The sequence below is a fragment of the Gillisia marina genome (assembly GCF_000258765.1).
Lineage (GTDB): Bacteria > Bacteroidota > Bacteroidia > Flavobacteriales > Flavobacteriaceae > Gillisia > Gillisia marina.
Genome location: NZ_AJLT01000022.1, coordinates 52,703 through 73,552 on the forward strand (window position 1 = coordinate 52,703; position 20,850 = coordinate 73,552).

Annotated in this window: 21 protein-coding genes and 1 pseudogene; 15 read left to right on the plus strand and 7 right to left on the minus strand. The window is 34.6% G+C overall.

The genetic code is table 11. The features are described 5' to 3' along the window. Positions 1–9 precede the first annotated feature (9 nt). From sucD to hisIE, 13 genes and pseudogenes are all read left to right on the plus strand, one after another. Entirely contained in the window at positions 10–894 is an 885-nt protein-coding gene (sucD, locus tag ON07_RS06990) for a succinate--CoA ligase subunit alpha (protein WP_010229442.1), read from the plus strand. Positions 895–1,024: 130 nt separating this feature from the next. After that, on the plus strand, positions 1,025–1,771 hold the full coding sequence (gene fabG, locus ON07_RS06995; RefSeq protein WP_010229444.1) for a 3-oxoacyl-[acyl-carrier-protein] reductase: 747 nt from the start codon (positions 1,025–1,027) through the stop codon (positions 1,769–1,771). Positions 1,772–1,869: 98 nt separating this feature from the next. After that, complete coding sequence (locus ON07_RS14805) at positions 1,870–3,696, plus strand: vWA domain-containing protein (protein WP_050915856.1); 1,827 nt, start codon at positions 1,870–1,872, stop codon at positions 3,694–3,696. 4 nt (positions 3,697–3,700) lie between these two features. Continuing rightward, on the plus strand, positions 3,701–3,916 hold the full coding sequence (locus ON07_RS15910; protein ID WP_050915857.1) for a hypothetical protein: 216 nt from the start codon (positions 3,701–3,703) through the stop codon (positions 3,914–3,916). A gap of 19 nt (positions 3,917–3,935) precedes the next feature. Next, positions 3,936–4,751: a prohibitin family protein gene (locus ON07_RS07005; RefSeq protein WP_010229445.1), complete on the plus strand. Its 816-nt coding sequence runs from the start codon at positions 3,936–3,938 to the stop codon at positions 4,749–4,751. A gap of 238 nt (positions 4,752–4,989) precedes the next feature. After that, positions 4,990–5,853, plus strand: a complete 864-nt coding sequence (gene hisG, locus ON07_RS07010) for an ATP phosphoribosyltransferase (RefSeq protein WP_010229447.1) — start codon at positions 4,990–4,992, stop codon at positions 5,851–5,853. A 15-nt stretch (positions 5,854–5,868) separates the two neighbouring features. Continuing rightward, positions 5,869–7,156, plus strand: a pseudogene (gene hisD, locus ON07_RS14810) (histidinol dehydrogenase). Further along, positions 7,156–8,205, plus strand: a complete 1,050-nt coding sequence (gene hisC, locus ON07_RS07020) for a histidinol-phosphate transaminase (RefSeq protein WP_010229450.1) — start codon at positions 7,156–7,158, stop codon at positions 8,203–8,205. The pseudogene hisD and the gene hisC overlap by 1 nt, the downstream one beginning before the upstream one ends. A 129-nt stretch (positions 8,206–8,334) precedes the next feature. Next, on the plus strand, positions 8,335–9,474 hold the full coding sequence (gene hisB / locus ON07_RS07025) for a bifunctional histidinol-phosphatase/imidazoleglycerol-phosphate dehydratase HisB (RefSeq protein ID WP_010229454.1): 1,140 nt from the start codon (positions 8,335–8,337) through the stop codon (positions 9,472–9,474). 35 nt (positions 9,475–9,509) lie between these two features. Continuing rightward, positions 9,510–10,091 (plus strand): imidazole glycerol phosphate synthase subunit HisH, encoded by a 582-nt coding sequence (gene hisH, locus ON07_RS07030; protein ID WP_010229457.1) that lies wholly within the window; start codon positions 9,510–9,512, stop codon positions 10,089–10,091. A 12-nt stretch (positions 10,092–10,103) separates the two neighbouring features. Further along, positions 10,104–10,844, plus strand: a complete 741-nt coding sequence (gene hisA, locus ON07_RS07035) for a 1-(5-phosphoribosyl)-5-[(5-phosphoribosylamino)methylideneamino]imidazole-4-carboxamide isomerase (RefSeq protein WP_010229459.1) — start codon at positions 10,104–10,106, stop codon at positions 10,842–10,844. 9 nt (positions 10,845–10,853) lie between these two features. Then, the gene (gene hisF, locus ON07_RS07040) at positions 10,854–11,609 is read left to right on the plus strand and encodes an imidazole glycerol phosphate synthase subunit HisF (RefSeq protein ID WP_010229461.1); all 756 of its coding nucleotides are present in this window, start codon (positions 10,854–10,856) and stop codon (positions 11,607–11,609) included. Positions 11,610–11,637: 28 nt separating this feature from the next. After that, a complete protein-coding gene (gene hisIE / locus ON07_RS07045) occupies positions 11,638–12,267 on the plus strand; it encodes a bifunctional phosphoribosyl-AMP cyclohydrolase/phosphoribosyl-ATP diphosphatase HisIE (protein ID WP_010229463.1) in 630 nt (209 codons plus the stop codon). 138 nt (positions 12,268–12,405) lie between these two features. On the opposite strand, the gene ON07_RS07050 is transcribed toward hisIE, so the two are convergent. From ON07_RS07050 to ON07_RS07060, 3 genes are all read right to left on the minus strand, one after another. After that, positions 12,406–13,146, minus strand: a complete 741-nt coding sequence (locus ON07_RS07050) for an NYN domain-containing protein (RefSeq protein WP_010229466.1) — start codon at positions 13,144–13,146, stop codon at positions 12,406–12,408. Between the two features lie 40 nt (positions 13,147–13,186). Beyond that, the gene (locus ON07_RS07055) at positions 13,187–14,065 is read right to left on the minus strand and encodes a cation diffusion facilitator family transporter (protein ID WP_010229468.1); all 879 of its coding nucleotides are present in this window, start codon (positions 14,063–14,065) and stop codon (positions 13,187–13,189) included. A gap of 69 nt (positions 14,066–14,134) precedes the next feature. Beyond that, a complete protein-coding gene (locus ON07_RS07060; protein WP_029331640.1) occupies positions 14,135–14,965 on the minus strand; it encodes a DUF1853 family protein in 831 nt (276 codons plus the stop codon). A 107-nt stretch (positions 14,966–15,072) separates the two neighbouring features. Here ON07_RS07060 and ON07_RS07065 point away from each other — a divergent pair, with 107 nt between their 5' ends. Further along, entirely contained in the window at positions 15,073–15,438 is a 366-nt protein-coding gene (locus ON07_RS07065; protein ID WP_010229471.1) for a hypothetical protein, read from the plus strand. On the opposite strand, the gene ON07_RS07070 is transcribed toward ON07_RS07065, so the two are convergent. The 3 genes from ON07_RS07070 to ON07_RS17425 all read right to left on the minus strand — a co-directional run bounded on the left by ON07_RS07070 (position 15,432) and on the right by ON07_RS17425 (position 18,283). Continuing rightward, positions 15,432–17,747: a penicillin-binding protein 1A gene (locus tag ON07_RS07070; RefSeq protein ID WP_010229473.1), complete on the minus strand. Its 2,316-nt coding sequence runs from the start codon at positions 17,745–17,747 to the stop codon at positions 15,432–15,434. The two genes, ON07_RS07065 and ON07_RS07070, sit on opposite strands and share 7 nt — an antisense overlap. A gap of 247 nt (positions 17,748–17,994) precedes the next feature. Beyond that, positions 17,995–18,129 carry a hypothetical protein gene (locus ON07_RS17420; RefSeq protein ID WP_262486215.1) on the minus strand — a complete coding sequence of 45 codons (135 nt, stop codon included), beginning with the start codon at positions 18,127–18,129 and terminating at the stop codon, positions 17,995–17,997. A gap of 22 nt (positions 18,130–18,151) precedes the next feature. Then, positions 18,152–18,283, minus strand: a complete 132-nt coding sequence (locus tag ON07_RS17425) for a hypothetical protein (protein WP_262486216.1) — start codon at positions 18,281–18,283, stop codon at positions 18,152–18,154. Between the two features lie 196 nt (positions 18,284–18,479). On the opposite strand from ON07_RS17425, the gene ON07_RS07075 reads away from it, so the two are divergent. Then, entirely contained in the window at positions 18,480–19,334 is an 855-nt protein-coding gene (locus ON07_RS07075) for an SdiA-regulated domain-containing protein (RefSeq protein ID WP_010229475.1), read from the plus strand. A 24-nt stretch (positions 19,335–19,358) separates the two neighbouring features. Here the strand turns inward: ON07_RS07075 and ON07_RS07080 are convergent, their stop codons facing one another. Then, positions 19,359–20,648: a dipeptidase gene (locus ON07_RS07080; protein ID WP_010229477.1), complete on the minus strand. Its 1,290-nt coding sequence runs from the start codon at positions 20,646–20,648 to the stop codon at positions 19,359–19,361. Positions 20,649–20,850: the final 202 nt, after the last annotated feature.

A 20,850-nucleotide genomic window follows, 5' to 3' on the forward strand; every position in this document is an offset into this window, starting at 1 on the left:
ATAACAATTATGAGCGTTTTAGTCAATAAAGATTCAAAAGTAATAGTTCAAGGTTTCACAGGAAGTGAAGGTACATTTCATGCTGAACAAATGATCGAATATGGGACCAATGTTGTTGGAGGAGTAACTCCAGGAAAAGGTGGGCAATCTCATTTAGATAAGCCGGTATTTAATACCGTGTCTCAAGCAGTAAAAGATACTGGAGCAAATGTTTCCATAATTTTTGTGCCACCTGCATTCGCTGCAGATGCTATAATGGAAGCTGCAGATGCTGGAATTGAAGTAATTATTACGATTACTGAAGGAATTCCGGTTTCAGATATGATCAAAGTAAATAATTTTATTCAAAATAAGTCTTGTAGATTAGTTGGACCTAACTGTCCAGGGGTAATTACTCCGGGTGAAGCAAAAGTTGGAATTATGCCAGGGTTTGTGTTTAAACAAGGTAAAGTAGGAATAGTTTCTAAATCTGGAACTCTTACTTACGAAGCTGCAGATCAGGTTGTAAAACAAGGTCTAGGTATCTCTACTGCTATTGGAATTGGTGGAGATCCAATTATCGGGACAACAACTAAAGAAGCGGTGGAATTGTTAATGAATGACGATGATACTGAATGTATAGTTATGATTGGTGAAATTGGAGGTCAATTGGAAGCAGATGCTGCACAATGGATCAAAGCCAATGGTAATAGAAAACCAGTTATTGGATTTATCGCAGGAGAAACAGCACCGGCAGGTCGTACAATGGGGCATGCAGGAGCAATAGTTGGTGGTAGCGAAGATACTGCTCAGGCTAAGAAAGCGATACTTAAAGAAAATGGAATTCACGTTGTGGATTCACCAGCAGAAATTGGTAAAAAAGTTGCAGAAGTACTTAAAGCTGTGAATGCGTAGTTAAGCAAACTACTTTAAAATATTAAAAAACCTCTTAATTCCTCAGTAAATGAGTAATTTCAAGAGGTTTTTTTATTTTATTGCTTTTTGGTTTTGCTATATTTGAATCAACTAACAAAGAAATTTTTATATGAAGTTACTAAAAGGTAAAAATGCTATTATCACTGGAGGTAGTAGAGGTATTGGAAAAGGCATTGCTGAAGTGTTTGCAAAACATGGAGCAAATGTAGCTTTCACCTATGCATCCTCTGTAAATGCTGCTAATGATTTAGAGAAGGAATTGAGTGACCTAGGTGTAAAAGCTAAAGGTTATAAGTCTAATGCAGCCAATTACGAAGAAGCTCAAGAGCTTATTAAAAATGTTGCAGAAGAGTTTGGTGCAATAGATATTGTAATTAACAATGCTGGAATTACCAAGGATAATCTTCTTATGAGAATGACAGAAGAGGATTTTGATGCTGTAATAGATGTTAATTTAAAATCTGTTTTTAATATGACCAAAGCGGTGCAACGTACTATGTTGAAGCAACGTTCCGGAAGTATTATTAATATGAGCTCTGTAGTTGGTGTAAAAGGGAATGCAGGGCAATCTAATTATGCCGCTTCAAAAGCAGGTATTATTGGTTTTTCAAAATCTATGGCACTAGAACTTGGTTCTAGAAATATCAGAACTAATGTGATTGCACCTGGATTTATAGAAACCGAAATGACTGAAAAGCTTGATGAGAAAACCGTAGAAGGTTGGAGAGAGTCTATTCCATTGAAAAGAGGAGGAACTCCGGAAGATATTGCAAATGCTTGTGTTTTTCTTGCAAGTGATTTAAGTAGTTATGTTACAGGGCAAGTGATTCACGTAAATGGTGGAATGCTTACCTAGAAATTATGCAGAATTGAAATTTAATTTTTCCATGAATTTAGAGAATTAATTTTTAGCGGTAAATGAAATTAGTTGTTTACTGAATTCACTTTTTACAAATGCCAATATCAACAATTTTATATCTAACCCTAGCTGCAATACTTGCGCTAGGGTTTGTTTTTTTTTCCTATTTCTTAAAAAATAAGAATCAGAGAAGACAAACTTATTTTCTAGGGGTATTACGCTTTGTAAGTGTATTCACCTTGTTGGTATTGCTTATAAATCCTCAAATTAAACATACTAAGTTCGAAACTATAAAACCTGAATTGGTTTTGGCTATAGATCGATCGGAATCTATTGGTAACTTAGAAAAAGAGGATAGTCTTAATTATTTAGTCTCAAGCTTAACAGAGAATGAAATTTTGAATGAACAGTTTGAAATTTCAGTATATGAATTTGGTGCAGATATTAACCTTGCAACTACAGATAGCTTAAAAATTGACAGGTTTAAAACAGATATTCATAAGGCGATATCTCAGCTAAATAAGCTTTATAAAGATAAAGCGACTGCAATGATTTTAATGTCTGATGGTAACGCCACTTATGGTCAGGATTACGAATTCTCAAATTTAAATGAAAATATTGCCTTAAGTGCAGTAGTTATTGGCGATACCGCTACTACCTTCGATTTGTCTATAAATACACTTAATGTAAATAAGTATGCTTTTTTAAATAACGAATTCCCTGTAGAAATTCTTTTAAATTACTCCGGAAGCGATGATGTAAAAGCCACTTTTCAGCTAAAAGAAGGGAACAACATGCTTTATAGCAAAACATTGGATTTCGATAAAGAGAATTCTTCCGCCATTATAAATACCACGCTAACGGCTAAGCGGTTGGGCACAAGGATTTATGAAGCAATCATAAAATCTTCAGAAAATGAAAAGAATCTAATTAATAATAAAAGGAAGTTTGCAGTAGATGTGATTGATGAAAGGACAAATGTTCTTCTACTCTCTGATATCTCCCATCCAGATCTTGGAGCTCTTAAAAAATCTATTGAAAATAATAAGCAACGAGAGGTGACATTAAAGAAGGTAGGTAATTTTAATGTTACAGAAATTAATGATTTTCAATTAGTTATAGTATATCAACCAAACAGTAAGTTTAATTCAGTATTAAAAGAATTAGACAAACAAAATATTAATAAATTCATTATTACAGGCACCAAAACAGATTGGAATTTTTTAAATAATTCTCAACAACATTTCTCTAAACCACCTTCTAATCAAACTCAAGATTTATTCCCGGTATATAATGAAAACTTTCTTCAGTATCAATTTGAAGATATTGGTTTTAAAGATTTTCCGCCATTAGAAGATTCCTTCGGAGCTTTAAATATAGTCGCTGAGAATTCAAATTCACTTTTATACCAAAAGATCGAAGGTATTCTAACTCAACAGCCACTATTGAGCATATTTGAAGAAGGTTCTAAGAAAACAGGGGTGTTATTTGGAGAGAATCTTTGGAAATGGAGATTAGAATCTTTTCGAACGAAAGGAAATTTTGATAGTATCGATGGTTTCTGGAATAAACTAATTCAATATTTATCCTCATCAAGGAAGCGAGCTCGCTTAACGTATGAAGCCGAACCAGTGTATTTGGAGAATGAAGAAATAGTAATAACGTCTCAATACTTCGATCAGAATTATGTTTTTTCGCCTGAGGCAAATCTTAATATTTATATTAAAAACTTGAGTTCTAATGAAACTTTTGAGGCTCAGATGCTGCCAAGTTCAAATTTTTATAAAGTAGAACTAGATGCGCTTGGGGTGGGGGGAATATCAATTCACAATCAAAGAAGAGACCTCCGGGATTCAGGTACAGGGAAATTTCCAAGTTTTGGAGTACAATGTAGAGCAGCAATTTTCTTCTGCGAATTATAATAAAATGGAATTTCTTGCGAACAATAATTCAGGAAAAACCTATTTATTGAAAGATGAACAGAAAATAATTAAAGAACTAGCTCAGGGCAAACGCTTTGTTTCGGTACAAAAAAGCGATGAAAAAACCGTACCTTTAATCGATTGGAAATATTTGCTTATCCTATTAGTGCTAAGTCTTAGCATCGAGTGGTTTACAAGAAAGTATTTCGGTTTAATTTAATAATCACAAATTTTTATTTATGGATAAATTACCAAAGATTGGGTTGCCAATTTTAATTTTTGCAGTTTTCTTAATTATTTTAATCGCTAAATCTACAGTTACCATTAATTCTGGGGAAGCCGGAGTGTTGTATAAAACTTTTGGGGGCGGAGTAGTAACAGATCAACCACCTTTAGGTGAAGGATTTCATGTAGTTGCACCTTGGAATAAGGTTTTCGTTTACGAAGTGCGTCAACAATCTTTAGAAGAAAATATGCAGGTATTATCTTCTAATGGTTTGGAAATTAAATTGGATGCTTCAGTTTGGTTTCAGCCCTTATATGAAGATTTAGGAGCTTTGCACCAAGATAAAGGTGAGCAATATGTGCAACGAGTTCTACAACCTGCTGTTCGTTCTGCTGCTCGTGCCGTTGTAGGTAGGTATATTCCGGAACAATTATATGCCAGTAAGCGTGAAGCTATCCAAAAGGAGATTTTGGATGAAACAAGGCTTCTCTTAAAGGATCAATATGTACAGGTGAATGAGGTTTTGGTTAGGGATGTTTCTCTTCCGCAGAACATTAAGGAAGCAATTGAGCGAAAGCTGAGACAAGAGCAAGAATCTCTAGAATATGAGTTTAGGTTAACTAAAGCTGAACAGGAGGCGCAAAGACAGCGAATTGATGCTGAAGGTAAAGCTAAGGCTAATGAAATTCTTAGTGCTTCGTTGAACGATAAGATTTTAAGAGAAAAAGGGATTCAGGCAACTGTAGAGCTTGCTAAATCTCCTAATTCCAAGGTAGTAGTTATTGGATCTGGAGGCGATGGAATGCCTTTGATTCTTGGGAATAATTAAAAATCCATTAATCAAGTCATAAAATTTTCGAAACGAGTTTTAGTTTTTGAAAAAATGCGCTAGATTTGCGATAATTATGAAAACAATTCAACTACATCATCATCATTTTCATTACTGCGCTCTGGCGAGGTGATTTTGATATGTAGTAAATTCAACATATATAAAAACCCGTTTGAGCAATCGAACGGGTTTTTTGTTTCCTGTTCGGTTTTCAAATTAAACTTTAAGAAATTAAAAGATGAGTAAAGAAAAACTAAGAATTGCAATCCAAAAGGCAGGAAGATTAAATGAAGATTCCCTAAAAATATTAAAAGATGCCGGTATCTCCATAGACAATGGTAAAGAACAGTTAAAAGCTATTTCTTCTAATTTCCCTTTAGAGGTTTTATATCTTCGGAATGGGGATATCCCACAATATTTAAGAGACGGAGTAGTAGATATCGCATTTTTGGGAGAGAATGTGTTGGAAGAAAAAGGTGATGATATCATTCAGTCACTAAAATTAGGATTCTCGAAATGTAGAGTTTCTTTAGCTATCCCTAAATCTGCTAAGTATAACGGTCTGGAAGATCTAGAAGGCAAAAGAATTGCTACCTCGTATCCAAATACCTTAAATTCATTTCTGAAGAAAAAAGGAATCACAGCAGATTTACACATAATTAATGGTTCAGTAGAAATTGCTCCAAATATTGGATTGGCAGATGCTATATGCGATATCGTTTCCAGTGGAAATACACTGTTCAAGAACAATTTGAAGGAAGTAGAAGTAATGATGAAGAGCGAGGCTGTTCTAGCTGTTGCTCCCAATATTTCTGAAGAGCGAAGAGTGCTTCTGGATAAATTGGAATTTAGATTAAAATCTGTACTAAATGCGAGAACTTCAAAATATATCCTTTTGAATGCTCCAGATGATAAATTAGAGGATATTATCAAATTATTGCCTGGAATGCGAAGTCCTACGGTGCTTCCTTTAGCAGAAAAGGGATGGAGTTCGATTCATACAGTAATCCAAGAAAATAGATTTTGGGAGATCATTAATGAATTGAAGGAATTAGGGGCAGAAGGAATTTTAGTAGCGCCAATCGAGAAAATGGTTTTATAATTAATTAGAAGAATCATGAATAAATTATATAACCCGAAAAGAGAAGAATGGGAGAAATTATTACAAAGACCCACTCAAGCTCTAGAAGATATCGAGCAAACTGTTAACGATATTTTTTCTGAAGTAAGATCGAAAGGGGATAGTGCGGTTTCAAAATACACCGATCTCTTTGATGGAATAAAACTGGATAGTTTTAAAGTTACTACTGAAGAGATTGAGGCTGCTTTTGGAAAGGTAAGTTCTGAATTGAAAAATGCCATTCAATTAGCCAAGTCCAATATTGAAAAATTCCATGAGGCACAAAAAACGCCTAAAGTAGAAGTAACTACTACTAAAGGAGTAGAATGTTGGCAAGAGAAGCGTCCAATCCAAAAGGTGGGACTTTACATACCCGGTGGGAGCGCACCTTTGTTTTCAACTATTTTAATGCTCGCAACCCCGGCTAATATCGCTGGCTGTAAAGAGATCGTTTTGTGTACTCCGCCAGATAAGAATGGAGAAATTAATCCGGTTATTTTATATACTGCTGCTCTATGTGGAGTAGATAAGGTTTTTAAGATCGGTGGTATCCAGGCTATTGCAGCATTGACTTTTGGTACAGAAACCGTGCCCAAAATGTATAAGATATTTGGCCCCGGAAATCAATTTGTGACCGTAGCCAAACAATTAGCCACGAAGTTCCATGTAGCAATAGATATGCCGGCTGGGCCTTCTGAATTACTTGTGGTAGCCGATGATACAGCCGATGCTGCGTTTGTGGCTTCAGATCTTCTAAGCCAGGCAGAACATGGTCCAGATAGTCAGGTGATTCTTATCTCTACTTCAGAACAAATGATTGAAGCAGTTGAGCGTGAAGTAGAGCTTCAGTTAGAAGTATTGCCAAGAAAAGAAATGGCACAGAGATCGATTGCTAACTCTAAACTTATCTATTTAGAAAATAAAGAACTCGCGATGGAAATTATTAATGAATATGGTCCTGAACATTTCATCGTATGTACTGCAGATAATGACTTTTATATAGAAAAAAATTACAAATGCTGGCTCTGTATTTATTGGAAATTACACACCGGAAAGTGCAGGAGATTATGCTTCAGGTACTAACCATACCTTGCCAACCAATGGATTCGCTAAACAATATAGCGGAGTGAACTTGGACAGTTTTATGAAGAGTATGACCTTTCAGAAAATATCTGAAGAAGGTATCCAGAATATTGGTCAGGCTATAGAGATCATGGCTGAGGCAGAAGGACTTCAAGCTCACAAAAATGCAGTTACTTTAAGACTTAATAAGCTGAAGAAATAATGGCAAAATTAGTAGATATAAATAAGTTGGTTCGGCCAAATGTACTAACGATGGAAGCTTACTCTTCAGCTAGGGATGAGTATACCGCTTCGGGTTCAAAAATGATCTTTTTGGATGCTAATGAAAATCCCAATGAATCTGGGGTCAATAGATATCCGGATCCGCAGCAGAAGAAATTAAAATCGAAGTTGTCGGAGATCAAAAAGATCCCTTCAAAAAATATTTTGCTAGGAAATGGTAGCGATGAAGTTTTGGATCTTATATACAGGGCCTTCTGTGAGCCGGGAATGGACAATATAATCAGCTTACCTCCAACTTATGGAATGTACAAGGTCTTGGCGGGAATCAATAACATAGAAAGTCGTAAAGTATTGCTGACTGAAGATTTTGAACCGAATGTGGAAGAGATCTTTAATAGTGTAGATGGAAACACGAAGTTGATCTTTTTATGTTCTCCGAATAACCCTACCGGAAACTCCTTCAGTAAAAATCACATCACTGAAATACTGGAAAAATTTGATGGTTTGGTGGTTTTGGATGAAGCATATATCGATTTTTCGGAACAAGCTAGTTGGATTGAAGAACTAGGGAATTATCCTAATTTAATTATCACGCAAACTCTTTCGAAAGCCTTCGGAATGGCAGGGATTAGATTGGGGATTTGTTATGCTTCCGAAGAAATTATTGCAATTTTAAATAAGATCAAGCCTCCTTATAACGTAAACGAACTGACTCAGAATAGGGCTCAATACCGACTTCAAAATATTTCGGAAACAAATAGGCAAATAGCTGATATATTGTACGAAAGGGAGGTGTTATCTAAAGCTTTACTTGAAGTTAAAATCGTTCAAAAAATTTATAAATCTGATGCTAACTTTGTATTGGTAAAAGTAGATGATGCTTTAAAAAGATACAATCAATTATTAGGCAAAGGAATTGTAATTAGAAACAGGACCAACCAGCCTCTTTGTGAAAATACATTGCGGTTAACGATTGGGACCAAAGAAGAAAATTTAAAATTAATCAAGGCATTAAAAAGTTTAGGTTGATTCAAAAAAATAAATTAGGACTAGTGAATTTTGTTTTGTCACCCTGAGCGTAGTCGAAGGGTCTTAAAACATCTCGACTTCGCTCGATGTGACATTTCAATTTATCAATCTAAACCAATAAGAAAAAAAATGAAAAAAATACTTTTTATAGATCGGGACGGCACATTGATTCATGAGCCGGAAGATTATCAGATAGACAATTTAGAGAAATTGGAGTTTTATCCTCAGGCTCTATTCTATTTAGCTAAAATAGCAAAGGAGCTGGATTATGAATTCGTCATGGTCACCAATCAAGATGGTTTAGGAACTGATGCTTATCCGGAAACCGATTTTTGGCCTATTCAGAATTTCGTTTTAAAAACCTTTGCAAATGAAGGCGTGATTTTTAATGAGGTTCTCATGGATAGAACCTTTGCCAAAGATAATTCCCCAACCAGAAAACCTAATACAGGTTTATTGGAAGAAATTTATCTAAATAATGCGGAATATGATCTTGCCGGATCTTATATGATTGGTGACCGGATGACAGACATGGAATTTGCCCTAAACTTTGGTGGGAAAGGGATCTTTATTGATACCCATGAAGAACTTGGGGCAGATGAGTTGAAAAATGGACAGAAAGAAATCGACAATTCGATTGCTCTAAGAACCTCAAGTTGGGAAAAGATCTACGAATTTTTAAAGCTTAAAGAACGATCTTCAGAAATCAGCCGAAAAACCAATGAGACCGACATCTTTATCAGACTCAATTTGGATGGTACCGGGAAATCAGATATATCTACAGGTCTAGACTTTTTTGACCATATGTTGGATCAAATTTCCCGTCATGGGCAAATGGATTTGGAGATAAAGGTGAAAGGCGATCTTGAAGTAGATGAACACCATACCATAGAAGATACAGCTATTGCGCTTGGAGAAGCCTTTAGTTTAGCACTGGGAAACAAACTAGGAATAGAACGCTATGGTTTTTGCTTGCCAATGGATGATTGTCTTGCACAAGCAGCAATCGATTTTGGTGGTAGAAACTGGTTGGTTTGGGATGCTGAATTTAAGAGAGAAATGATTGGGAAAATGCCAACAGAGATGTTCCTTCATTTCTTTAAGTCTTTTACAGATGGAGCTAAGGCGAATCTGAATATCAAAGCAGAAGGAACCAATGAACACCATAAGATAGAAGCAATTTTTAAGGCATTTGCTAAGGCTATTAAAATGGCTGTAAAAAGAGATACAGAGAAAATGATCCTTCCATCAACAAAAGGGATGCTATAATGTTAAGGTTATAAGCCTAGATCAAGTTAAAAGGAATGAAAATAGTAATTATAGATTACGGTGCCGGGAATATTCAGAGTATCAAGTTTGCAATAAAACGTTTAGGTTTTGAAGCGGTTTTGAGTAATAATGAAGCCGAAATAAAGGCAGCAGATAAAGTGATCTTTCCGGGAGTGGGCGAGGCGAGCAGTGCAATGCGAATGCTTAGGCAATCAAAATTGGATTTGGTTATCCCCACCTTAAAGCAACCGGTATTGGGCATCTGCTTGGGAATGCAATTAATGTGCGGTAAAAATGAAGAAGGAAACACTACCGGATTAGGCATTTTTGATGCACCTGTGATAAAATTCAATAATTCAGTTAAGGTACCTCAAATTGGGTGGAATCAGATTTCAGGATTGAGATCCCCTTTATTTAAAGATATTAAAGAACTGGAATATGTGTATTTGGTGCATAGCTATTATGTAGCCGAATGTGACGAAACTATAGCGACATCAGAATATGGTGTAAAATATAGCACCGCATTAAAAAAGGATAATTTTTATGGGGTACAGTTCCATCCTGAAAAAAGCAGTAATGCAGGAGAACAGATTTTAAAGAATTTTTTAGAACTATAATTTAAGTTTAGAATGAGAATAATTCCCGCAATAGATATTATAGATGGTAAATGTGTAAGGCTCTCTAAAGGAGATTACAACACCAAAAAAATATATAATGAGAGTCCACTTGAGGTTGCAAAGGAGTTTGAAGCCCATGGTATTAAGTCCCTTCATCTTGTAGACCTGGATGGTGCAAAGTCAAGCCATATTGTGAACTATAAAGTTTTGGAGCAAATCGCAAATAATACTACTCTAGATATTGACTTTGGGGGTGGTTTGAAATCTGATAAAGATCTTGAAATCGCTTTCGAGTGTGGAGCGAAACAAATAACAGGAGGAAGTATCGCAGTTAAAAATAGAGACTTGTTTCTTTCCTGGATCGAGAAATATGGAAGTGATAAAATAATCCTGGGTGCAGATGCCAAAGATGAAAAAGTTGCGATTAGTGGCTGGTTAGAGGAATCTGAAGAAGAATTGGTGCCTTTTATAAATAATTATTTAAAAGAGGGGTTGCAGTATGTGATCTGTACCGATATTTCTAAGGATGGAATGCTGGAAGGTCCTACTTTTGATCTGTATGAAAAGATACTTGCGGAAACATCCGGAAATAAAAAGGCTATTAAATTGATAGCTTCCGGAGGGATCTCCACCTTTGATGAGCTTCCACGGCTTGCAGAAATGGGCTGTGAAGGAACCATTATTGGAAAAGCTATCTATGAGAACAAGATCAGTTTAAAGCAATTAGAGGGCTTCATTTTAAACTACAAATAACACAAGTCTATGTTAACTAAAAGAATTGTTCCATGTTTGGACATCAAAAATGGAAGAACTGTAAAAGGGATAAATTTTGTAGATCTTAGGGATGCAGGAGATCCGGTTGAATTAGCAGCTATTTATGCGGCTTCTGGAGCAGACGAGCTAGTTTTTCTGGATATCTCTGCTACTGAGGAGCGAAGAAAAACCTTGGCAAATCTTGTTTTAAAAGTTGCTGAAAAGATCAATATTCCGTTTACGGTTGGAGGAGGTATTTCTTCTGTAGAAGATGTGGATATTTTGCTTCAAAATGGAGCAGATAAAGTATCCATTAACTCTTCCGCAGTAAAAAATCCAGATTTGATCAATCAATTAGCGGCTAAATTTGGTAGTCAATGTATCACTGTTGCGATAGATGCCAAGCTGATCGATGGAGAATGGATCGTGCATTTGGTAGGAGGGAAGGTGCCCACAAAACTGAATCTATTTGATTGGGCCAAAGAAGTGGAAGAACGTGGAGCAGGTGAAATTTTGTTCACATCTATGAATAATGATGGAACTAAGAATGGTTTTGCAAACGAAGCCCTTGCTAAATTATCTACAGAATTAAATATCCCGATAATTGCTTCAGGTGGAGCAGGGAACATGCAACATTTTACTGATGCCTTTGTAAAAGGGAAAGCAGATGCGGCTTTAGCTGCGAGTGTTTTTCATTTTAAGGAGATCGAAATAAAAGATTTAAAAGAAGAATTAAGAAAGAATGGAATTGCTGTAAGGCTATAAATTCACCTTCAGAAGAAAAAATAGAAATATGGAAATAGATTTCAATAAAAATAATGATGGTTTGGTACCGGTAATTATTCAGGATAATAACACGAAAAATGTGCTGATGTTGGGCTATATGAATGAGGAAGCTTATTTAAAGACCAATGAAGTGAACAAAGTCACTTTTTATAGCAGAAGCAAGAACCGACTTTGGACTAAAGGAGAGGAAAGTGGAAATTTCTTAGAAGTTGTGAATATCAAAAATGATTGTGATAATGATACCTTGCTAATTTCTGTCAATCCACAGGGTCCTACTTGCCACAAAGGAACAGATACTTGTTGGGGCGAGAACAATGACCAGAATTTCGGGTTTTTATCTGAATTGGAAGGCATTATTGAAGACCGAAAAAAGAAAAGCGAGATCGCACCAGAATTAAGGGCTAAAGAAGACGCCAGTTATGTGGTTTCTCTTTTTGATGATGGGATGAACAAGATTGCTCAAAAAGTTGGAGAAGAGGCAATAGAAACGGTTATTGAAGCCAAGGATGATAATGATGATCTATTCTTAAACGAAAGTGCCGACCTGCTCTTCCATTATATGATATTGCTAAAGGCAAAAGGTTTTGGGTTGAGAGATATCGTTGAAGTGTTAGAAAAGAGGCATGCTAAGAAATAGTGTTATTTGTCACACTGAGCCTGTCGAAGTGTGATTACAAATATGAAAATAGGCTTCTACACTCTCAGCCTGACATTTTTTTACTATTGTCACACTGAGCCGGTCGAGGTGTTCGACAGACCCAGCCTGACAATAGTATTACGCTCTGTTTCTTACATAAATAAGTTTAAATCTACCATTTTGATTTTCTCTAGATTCCACTTCAAAATTACTAATAGAGCTAATCATAGGAGTTAACTTTTGAAATCCGTAGTTTCTGGAGTCAAAATTTGGTTGTTTTTTCTGGAGTAAGCCTCCAACATCTCCTAAGAATGCCCAACCATCTTCATCGGCAACATCAGAAATTGTACTTGCAATTAGGTTTAAAACCTTTGGCGTAATCTTATCTACATTGTCTTTTTTGGCAGATTTCCCTTTACTAACTTCTGTCTCTTGGCCTTTATTTGAAGAAGAACCAAGAATTTCTATATAGATAAATCTATCGCAGGCAACAATAAATGGTTCCGGAGTTTTCTTTTCACCAATTCCAATCACATTTAATCCGGATTCTCTTAATCTCGTAGCAAGTTTTGTAAAATCACTATCGCTAGATACCAAACAAAATCCTTGCACTTTATTTGCATAAAGGATATCCATCGCATCGATTATCATCGCTGAATCTGTAGCATTTTTCCCTTGAGTATATCCATATTGCTGAATAGGGTTAATGGCATTCTCTAATAACACATTCTTCCATTTAGAAAGCTGCGGCTTTGTCCAGTCACCATAAATTCTTTTAATCGTAGGGTTTCCATACTTTGCAATCTCTTCCATCATTTCTTTCACGTATGCTGAAGGAATATTATCTCCATCAATAAGTACGGCTAAATTATTTTCCATATTCTTAATTTTTAATGCTGCTAAGTTAAGATTTTAATCATTATTGAGTTTGAAAAGGCTCTATATGTATTAGTACATCTGCTATTTCTGGAATCTGCTGAAGCAATTCATTTTTTGCCAGATGAGCGATATCATGTCCTTTTTCTACAGAAATGCTTCCGATTACGCCTATGTGAAGATCTACATGATACATCATTCCCATTTTCCGAACATAACATTTTTCCGTTTCTTCAACTCCCGGAATTTCCTCCGCAATTTTTCGAATATCTTCAATAAGATCGTCATACATATGTTCGTCCATCACCTCACCTAAGGCAGGGCGCATAATTAAATAAGCATTATAAAGGATAAATCCGGAGGCAAACAAGGCTGCCCAATCATCTGCAGTTTCATAACCTTCGCCCATGAATAGCGCAATGGAAATTCCTATAAATGCCATTAAAGAAGTAATCGCATCGCTTCTATGATGCCAGGCATCGGCTTTTAAAACCGTACTATTTAGCTGGTCACTTTTTTTAGATACAATCCTATAAAACACTTCTTTTATTAAAATTATAATTCCAAGAACGATCAGCGTATATGATTCTGGGACTTCATGAGGAGTTCTAATATGCGCAATGCTCTCGTACGCAATTATAGTTGCAGAAACCACTAAGAAACCAACAATAGCAAAGGTGATAAGCGGTTCTGCTTTTCCATGACCATATGGATGGTTGGCATCCGCTGGCTTATTGGCATATCTAATGCCTAACAATACCAAAAGAGAAGAAAACACATCGGTTGTAGATTCAATCGCATCTGCAATCAGTGCATACGAATTACCAAAAATACCGGTAACTCCTTTAGCGATTGCTAATAAGGTATTTCCTAAAATACTGAGATAGGTGGTTTTTACTGCTTCTTTAAAATTAGAATTCATAGAGCTATTTCAGTAATTGAAGCTTAGAGATTTTAAAGGTATCATTTTAAGTGTTGAAAGAAAATAAGATTACCACCAAACCACAATTAATCTTTCAAAAGATCCATCAGGCTTTTTTATCCAGAGTAGGGGAGATTTTTTTCTTCGGTGTAGATTATTTAGTTGCTCGAAAATTTCTTTAAAACTAAACCATTCTTCCCCATATTTAGGATTGATCGGCCAGTCTTGCTTTTCTGGAGCAAAAAATTGAAAACCTATTTGATTGTATTTGCTGAAATCTTTTAAATGAAACCAAAATCCTGCAATACAATGCTTGTTTATATTTGGAAATTCCTCTTTGAATAAGTTTTCCGGCACAAAAAGGGTAGCTTTAAAGCAAATTTCCTGCTGAATGTCTTTAGAATTGATATTCAATGATTTTAGATATTCTTCTGCCTCGGTAGTGTATAGTAATGGAAATTGGTTGGTTTTAACTTTCTCGATTTTCTTAAGCAATGTATCCTTTCTATTTGGGCCTATCCAGCGTTCCATTTCAGCAGGAATTTCAGGGTCGTACACATAAAATTTATACATAAGTTCCACATGAAGAATCTGATTTTTTTTATGATCCTTTATAATAAAATCTAATTCACCTAAAGTACGTTCCCCATTATGAATTTGAATATTATTAGTTAATAAAGTAAAATTTTCATTTGCTTGAACTGCTACTTTGAAAAAATATTCCACTCGTTTCCCTAAAACGGTATTTTTAGAAATTTCTGAAATATCAATACTATCTGAAGCATTATTTGAAACTTCTAAATCCGCATTGAATAACGATAAATCGAAAATTTCATGATTTCTAAAAATAGAAGGCGTTTTTATAAACCCTTGGAACTGATTTAAAACTCTATTAATCAAACTAAAATTATTTTTATAATACAATACATTCTATTTTTAACGTTTTTATAATTCCATTAACACTGGATTGTAAAATTACCTACTTTTATTAACTAAAATATTTTTCAATGATCGAAAAAAATACAGAGTATTATAAAATGCAGTTTTATGACTCTTATGTTATTGTTGAAGGGTTAGGTGAGTTTGTAGTAGATACTGCTATTGCAAGGAAAACTATTCAGACGATTGTAGATCATTATAAAAGAAAAGAATTTGTAATAATTTCCAATAGAAAGTCGGATTATTCTCTAAATCCAGACGCATATAACGATAGTATATTTAAGAAGATAAAAGGGATTGCTATAGTTTCACAAAAACCACAAATGAAAATGAAAGCAATGGTCGAACAAGAACGATTCGAACAATCATTTGCTTTTTTTGAAGAACTTGAGGATGCAAGGAACTGGGCCGAAAACTTCTTTGTTAATTATTGATCCTTTTTCTTTTTTCCAAAAAGTTTATTAAATAGCCCTTTTTTATTCTTTTTGTCTTCATTTTTATCTTCCTTATTCCGATCTCTTTTTCTATCTGACTTACCAAATAATTTATCGAAGAACCCATCTTTTTTACTTATTTCGCAATTCATAAGAGAAACAACTTCTGCAGAAGGTATACCGAATCGCGCATTGGTAATATCACTAAAATTCCCATCTCCATTTAATTTTTGGAGAAATAACGCAAAAATTGGTAGTGCAGAATTAGCTCCTTGACCAATTCCGGTATTTCTAAATCCAATTCTATGATCATCAGACCCTACCCAGGTAACCGTAAGAAGTTCCGGAGTTAGACCTACGAACCATCCATCTTTATTAGATTGCGTAGTACCGGTTTTCCCAGCAATATCATTTTGTAATCCATAAGTACTTCTAAGTCTTGTTGCAGTTCCTTCATTTACGGTTGCTTGCATCATCTCGATCATTATTTCGCGAGTGGTTTTAGAATATGCAGCTCTATCTTGCACTTTTGGTTTAAATTCAGCTAATAAATTGCCATTCCCGTCTTCTATTCTCGTAATATAATAAGGTTCGGAGGATTGTCCATTATTTGCAAATCCAGTATAAGCTTTAGCTAATTCTTTTAAGCTAATTTCTGCAGTACCTAAGGCAATAGAAGGAACTTGGGGTAATTTAGATTCAATTCCCATTTTCTCAGCCTGAGAAATAACATTACTAACACCGGTTTCCATAAGTACCTTCACTGCTATGGTGTTTACGGAGTTACTTAATGCATATGTCATATTGTAATTCATATCTGGATCGTCACTACCAGACCCAGAATTAGAAGGCGTCCAACCACCTTGATAAGTAACCTCCCTAATAGAAAAATAGGAGCAAGGTTCTATTCCATTTTCTAATGCTGCAGTATACACTATAGGCTTAAAAGTAGAACCCACTTGTCTCTTACTTTGCGAAATATGATCGTATTTAAAATTCTCAAAATCTACACCCCCAACCCAAGCTTTTACAGCTCCTGTAGCTGGTTCTACAGCTAAAAACCCGGTATTTAGAAATTTAAGATAATGTTTAATACTATCTAGAGTAGTTCCTTTTATTAGCTCCTCTTTATCGTAATTGAAAAGCTCTCTTTCTCTAGGGTTTTTATCTAATTCTGCTAGTATTTCAGCATCAGTTAATCCCTCTTTATTTAATTTTTTATAAATGTTTGTACGTTTTACCGCATCCAGGATTAATGCTTTGTTTGTATGCCAAGGAGCTCTTGAACCATATGACTGCTCATGTGCTTGCTGTAATTTAGACATATGAGTTTGTACAGCCGCTTCAGCATATTCCTGCATTTTTGAATTTAAGGTAGTGTGGATTATCAATCCGTCCCTGTAAATATTATAAGTTTCGCCATTTTTATTTTTTAAAGTATCTAAAATGGAAATCAAATCTTTCCTTAGTTGCTCTCTAAAATAGGGTGCTAATCCTTGATCATGACTGTAATATTGATAATCCAATCTAATTTCAGACTGTTTGGCATTTAACATTTCGTCTTTTGTTAGATACCCATATTTTTCCATTTGCTGAAAAACAACATCGCGTCGAAATCTACTTTTTTCAAGAAAAATTCTGGGGTTATAAGAGTGATTGGCTTTTAGCATTCCAATTAAAACAGCCGACTCTTCCAACGAAAGATTCTTAGTGCTTTTATTGAAGAATTTCATGGCTGCACTTTCTATTCCGAAGGTATTATCACTAAAGGGAACTGTATTAAGATAGAGTGTTAGGATCTCTTCTTTATTATAAATGTCTTCTAAACGTTTTGCAATAATGGACTCCTGAAATTTATTTACAACAATTCCGAAGTAACCATAATCTTTTCTACCATATAGATTTTTTGCAAGCTGCAGTGTTATGGTGCTACCACCTCCCGAAGATCTATCCTGTAACATCAAAGATTTGAAGAAAACTCTTAATAAACTTCTGCTATCAATTCCATTATGTTCATAGAATCTAGCATCTTCTGTGGCTACCAAGGCATTTATTAAATGCTTCGGTAGTTCTTTGAAAGTAACAGGTTGTCTATCAAAAATATAATATTTACCAATGAGATCTCCATCTGATGATAGGACTTGGGTTGCTTGATTTTGTTTAAGATCTTTTAGGTCTTGAGTAGATGGGATTTTACCAAAAACTCCAAAATAAATACTGAAATAAAATAGTACAAAAACAGTGAAAATAGCTCCCAGTACTATTAAAGACCATTTTAATTTTGGCGACTGGTTAATTCGTTGAAACATAGTATAAGTTAAAGCTTACAAATAAACGAATACTAATAAAATTACAAGATCTTGTTTAGTTTATTTTAAGATTTTAAGTGTGTAATTTTTTGCTTTAAGAAAAGTGCAAGGTAAAGGAATAGAATAATATTTATTGGGATCAGTAGATAACTTCTATAAAATGGAAGAAGGTAAAATGAAAATAGCCAAACAACATGTGTTCGGCTATTTTAGAATTCTAAATGCATTGGATAGATTTATTATATGTTTATACTCCAAATCTTCTTCTTCCATACCAAGTGTCTCTGGTAGATTTTCTAAGGTTCATAAAAGGTTTTCTATGAGTAAGATCTCCTTCTTTAATTCCAATAAAATTTTGACTGATGTTTTCTAAAGTTTTCATGATGAATGTTTTAATTGTTTATTTATACAAATCTTCTTCTACCATACCAAGTGTCTCTGGTAGATTGTCCTAGATTCAAGAAATGTTTTTTGTGAGTTAAATCTCCTTGTTTGATTCCGCTAAAATTCTGACTGATGTTTTCTGAAATTCTCATGATGAATGTTTTTAAATGTTATACTTAATAGACGAGCATAAAATCATTTTGTTACAGTACTAGGTATAAAATAGTACCATTTAACACTTATTTAACATTTAAAACCTTTATTTCAGGTTTTATAAAAGAAAATACTGGATAATAAATTTTAGAAACCCTTAACTGCCAAAATTGAATAATTGTTTAATTTTGATATATGAACAAAATCGCATTAATTATCATTTTAGGAGCATTTGCATTAGTTGCCCTAATATATTTCGCTTTCGATGGAATTGCTCCAAATAGGGATTTCCCAACTGCCGAAACTGTACAAATAGATAAGAAATGGGATATGCCCATTTTGTTAGAGGAAATCTCCGGAATATCTTGGATAGATGAAGAACGAATTGCTTGTGTTGAAGATGAGGAAGCGATTATTTTTATTTATAATACCAAAACCTCGAGCATAGAAAAGCAAATAGCCTTTGGAGAAGATGGGGATTACGAAGGGATTGCAGTTGTAGAAAATGATGCTTTTGTGCTTCGTAGTGATGGAACTCTTTTTGAAATACAAAATTATAGACAGGATTCTATTACAGTGAACGAATTTGCCATAGGTTTGCCTCCAGAATATAATTTTGAAGGGATTGCTTACGATAAAAGAAAAAATAGGCTGTTGCTGAGTATTAAAGATAAAGCAGGAAATGAGTCCAAACCTGTGTATGCTTTTAATTTAAAAACTAAGAAAATAGCCGAGAAGCCTGCATTTGAAATTCAATATAGCGATCCTGCTTTTAAAATTTTAGAACAAGAGATAAATCATCAAATTATACGTCCGTCTGAAATTACTGTACATCCAAAAAATGGGGATATCTACATTTTGGATGCTACAAACCCTAAACTTCTTATTTTAAATTCTCAGGGGAAAATTAAAAAACTACATGTTTTCAAAGAAGAACAATTTGGCCAACCTGAAGGATTAACCTTCGATGCGGCCGGGAATCTTTATATTTCTAATGAGGGTGCTGGTGGATTAGGGAATATTTTAAAAGTCACTTTAGATAAAAACTAAGTTCTTTTTAAAAATTAAATTATATCAGCTTTTCTGAATTTCTTTTGCAACCGCTTCAACTTCATCTAAAACTCTTAAAAGATTTTCTCCCCAAAGTTTAGCTATTTCTTCCTCAGAATATCCTCGTCTAACCAGCTCCAGAGTAACATTAAAAGTTTCTGAAGCATCACGCCAACCTTCAACTCCGCCACCGCCATCAAAGTCGGAGCTAATCCCTACGTGGTTAATCCCTATTTTTTCAACTAGATAGTCAATATGATCAACGTAATCTGAAACATCCACCGGCCCATTGGTTTGTCTTAGTTCTTTCACTTTCTGAGAAGACTTATTCACTATTTCAGAGTAATTTTCCTGGTAAATAGCTTTTTCTGCCTCATCTAAGCTCCTAATACTATCTCTAGACAAAACCATAAAACCAGAATCTTTTCCTTCCTGGTTATAAATTGCGTTTACCGCTGCATAATATCCATTGTGCTTATTTGTATTTACATAAGCACTAAAAGCAACGGTTTGAATCACTCCGCCATGTTTTTTAAACAATTCTAAAAGGTCGTCATCTAAATTTCTGCTATGGTCACATAATGCTCTTGCAGAAGAGTGAGAAGCGATTAGTGGAGCTTTAGAAATTTCAAACATTTGTTTTATGGCTTCTTTGGAAGGATGAGAAACATCTATCATCATTCCCAATCTATTCATTTCTGCCACAGCCTGTTTTCCTAATTCACTCAACCCATTATGTAACCAAATATTATCTGCTTCCCCGGTATTAGAATCGCTTAATTGACTGTGCCCATTATGCGAAAGTGACATATATCGAGCGCCTAAATCGTAAAATTTTTCTATGTTAGAAAGATCTTCTCCAATTGGATACGCATTTTCTACACCTATCATCGCTACCAATTTACCATCATTTACTAATTCCCGAACTTCAGATGATGAAGTTGCCAATCCAATTTTATCTGGTGCAATTTCTTCAGTCAATCTATGGATCGCTTCAAATTTAGAAATAGCATTTTTATAAGCAGCTGCGTATCCGCTTTCATTTAATTCGCCTTGACCGGTATAAACGATAAACCAAGCCACATCCAGGCAACCATCCATCATTTTCGGCAAATTAACTTGGGTATTGAGATCTTTTGTGTAGTTACGGTTAGCAGTGAAATTATTGATATTTATATCATCATGAGTATCTATGGTAATCACTTTTTCATGAATTGCTTTCGCTTTTTTCCATAGTTCCGATTGTTCTTTATTCTGACTATAAAAAGATGTAATACTTAAAACACTTATAATTAGGAGAGAGGTAAATTTCATGTGAAATGATTGTTTTTATTTTTTTTGAATTTAACAATAATATTTTACTTGACTTCATAATTTTAAATAATCAAGAATCTCAGATAATGCCTGCCTGGTTGGATTTATAATATCCATTTAAAAAAATTGAGGTAGGGCTCGAAGAATTAAACACATAATAAAGGATTGAATTTGTTTTTCAACTAAATTTGATAAGTTTTTA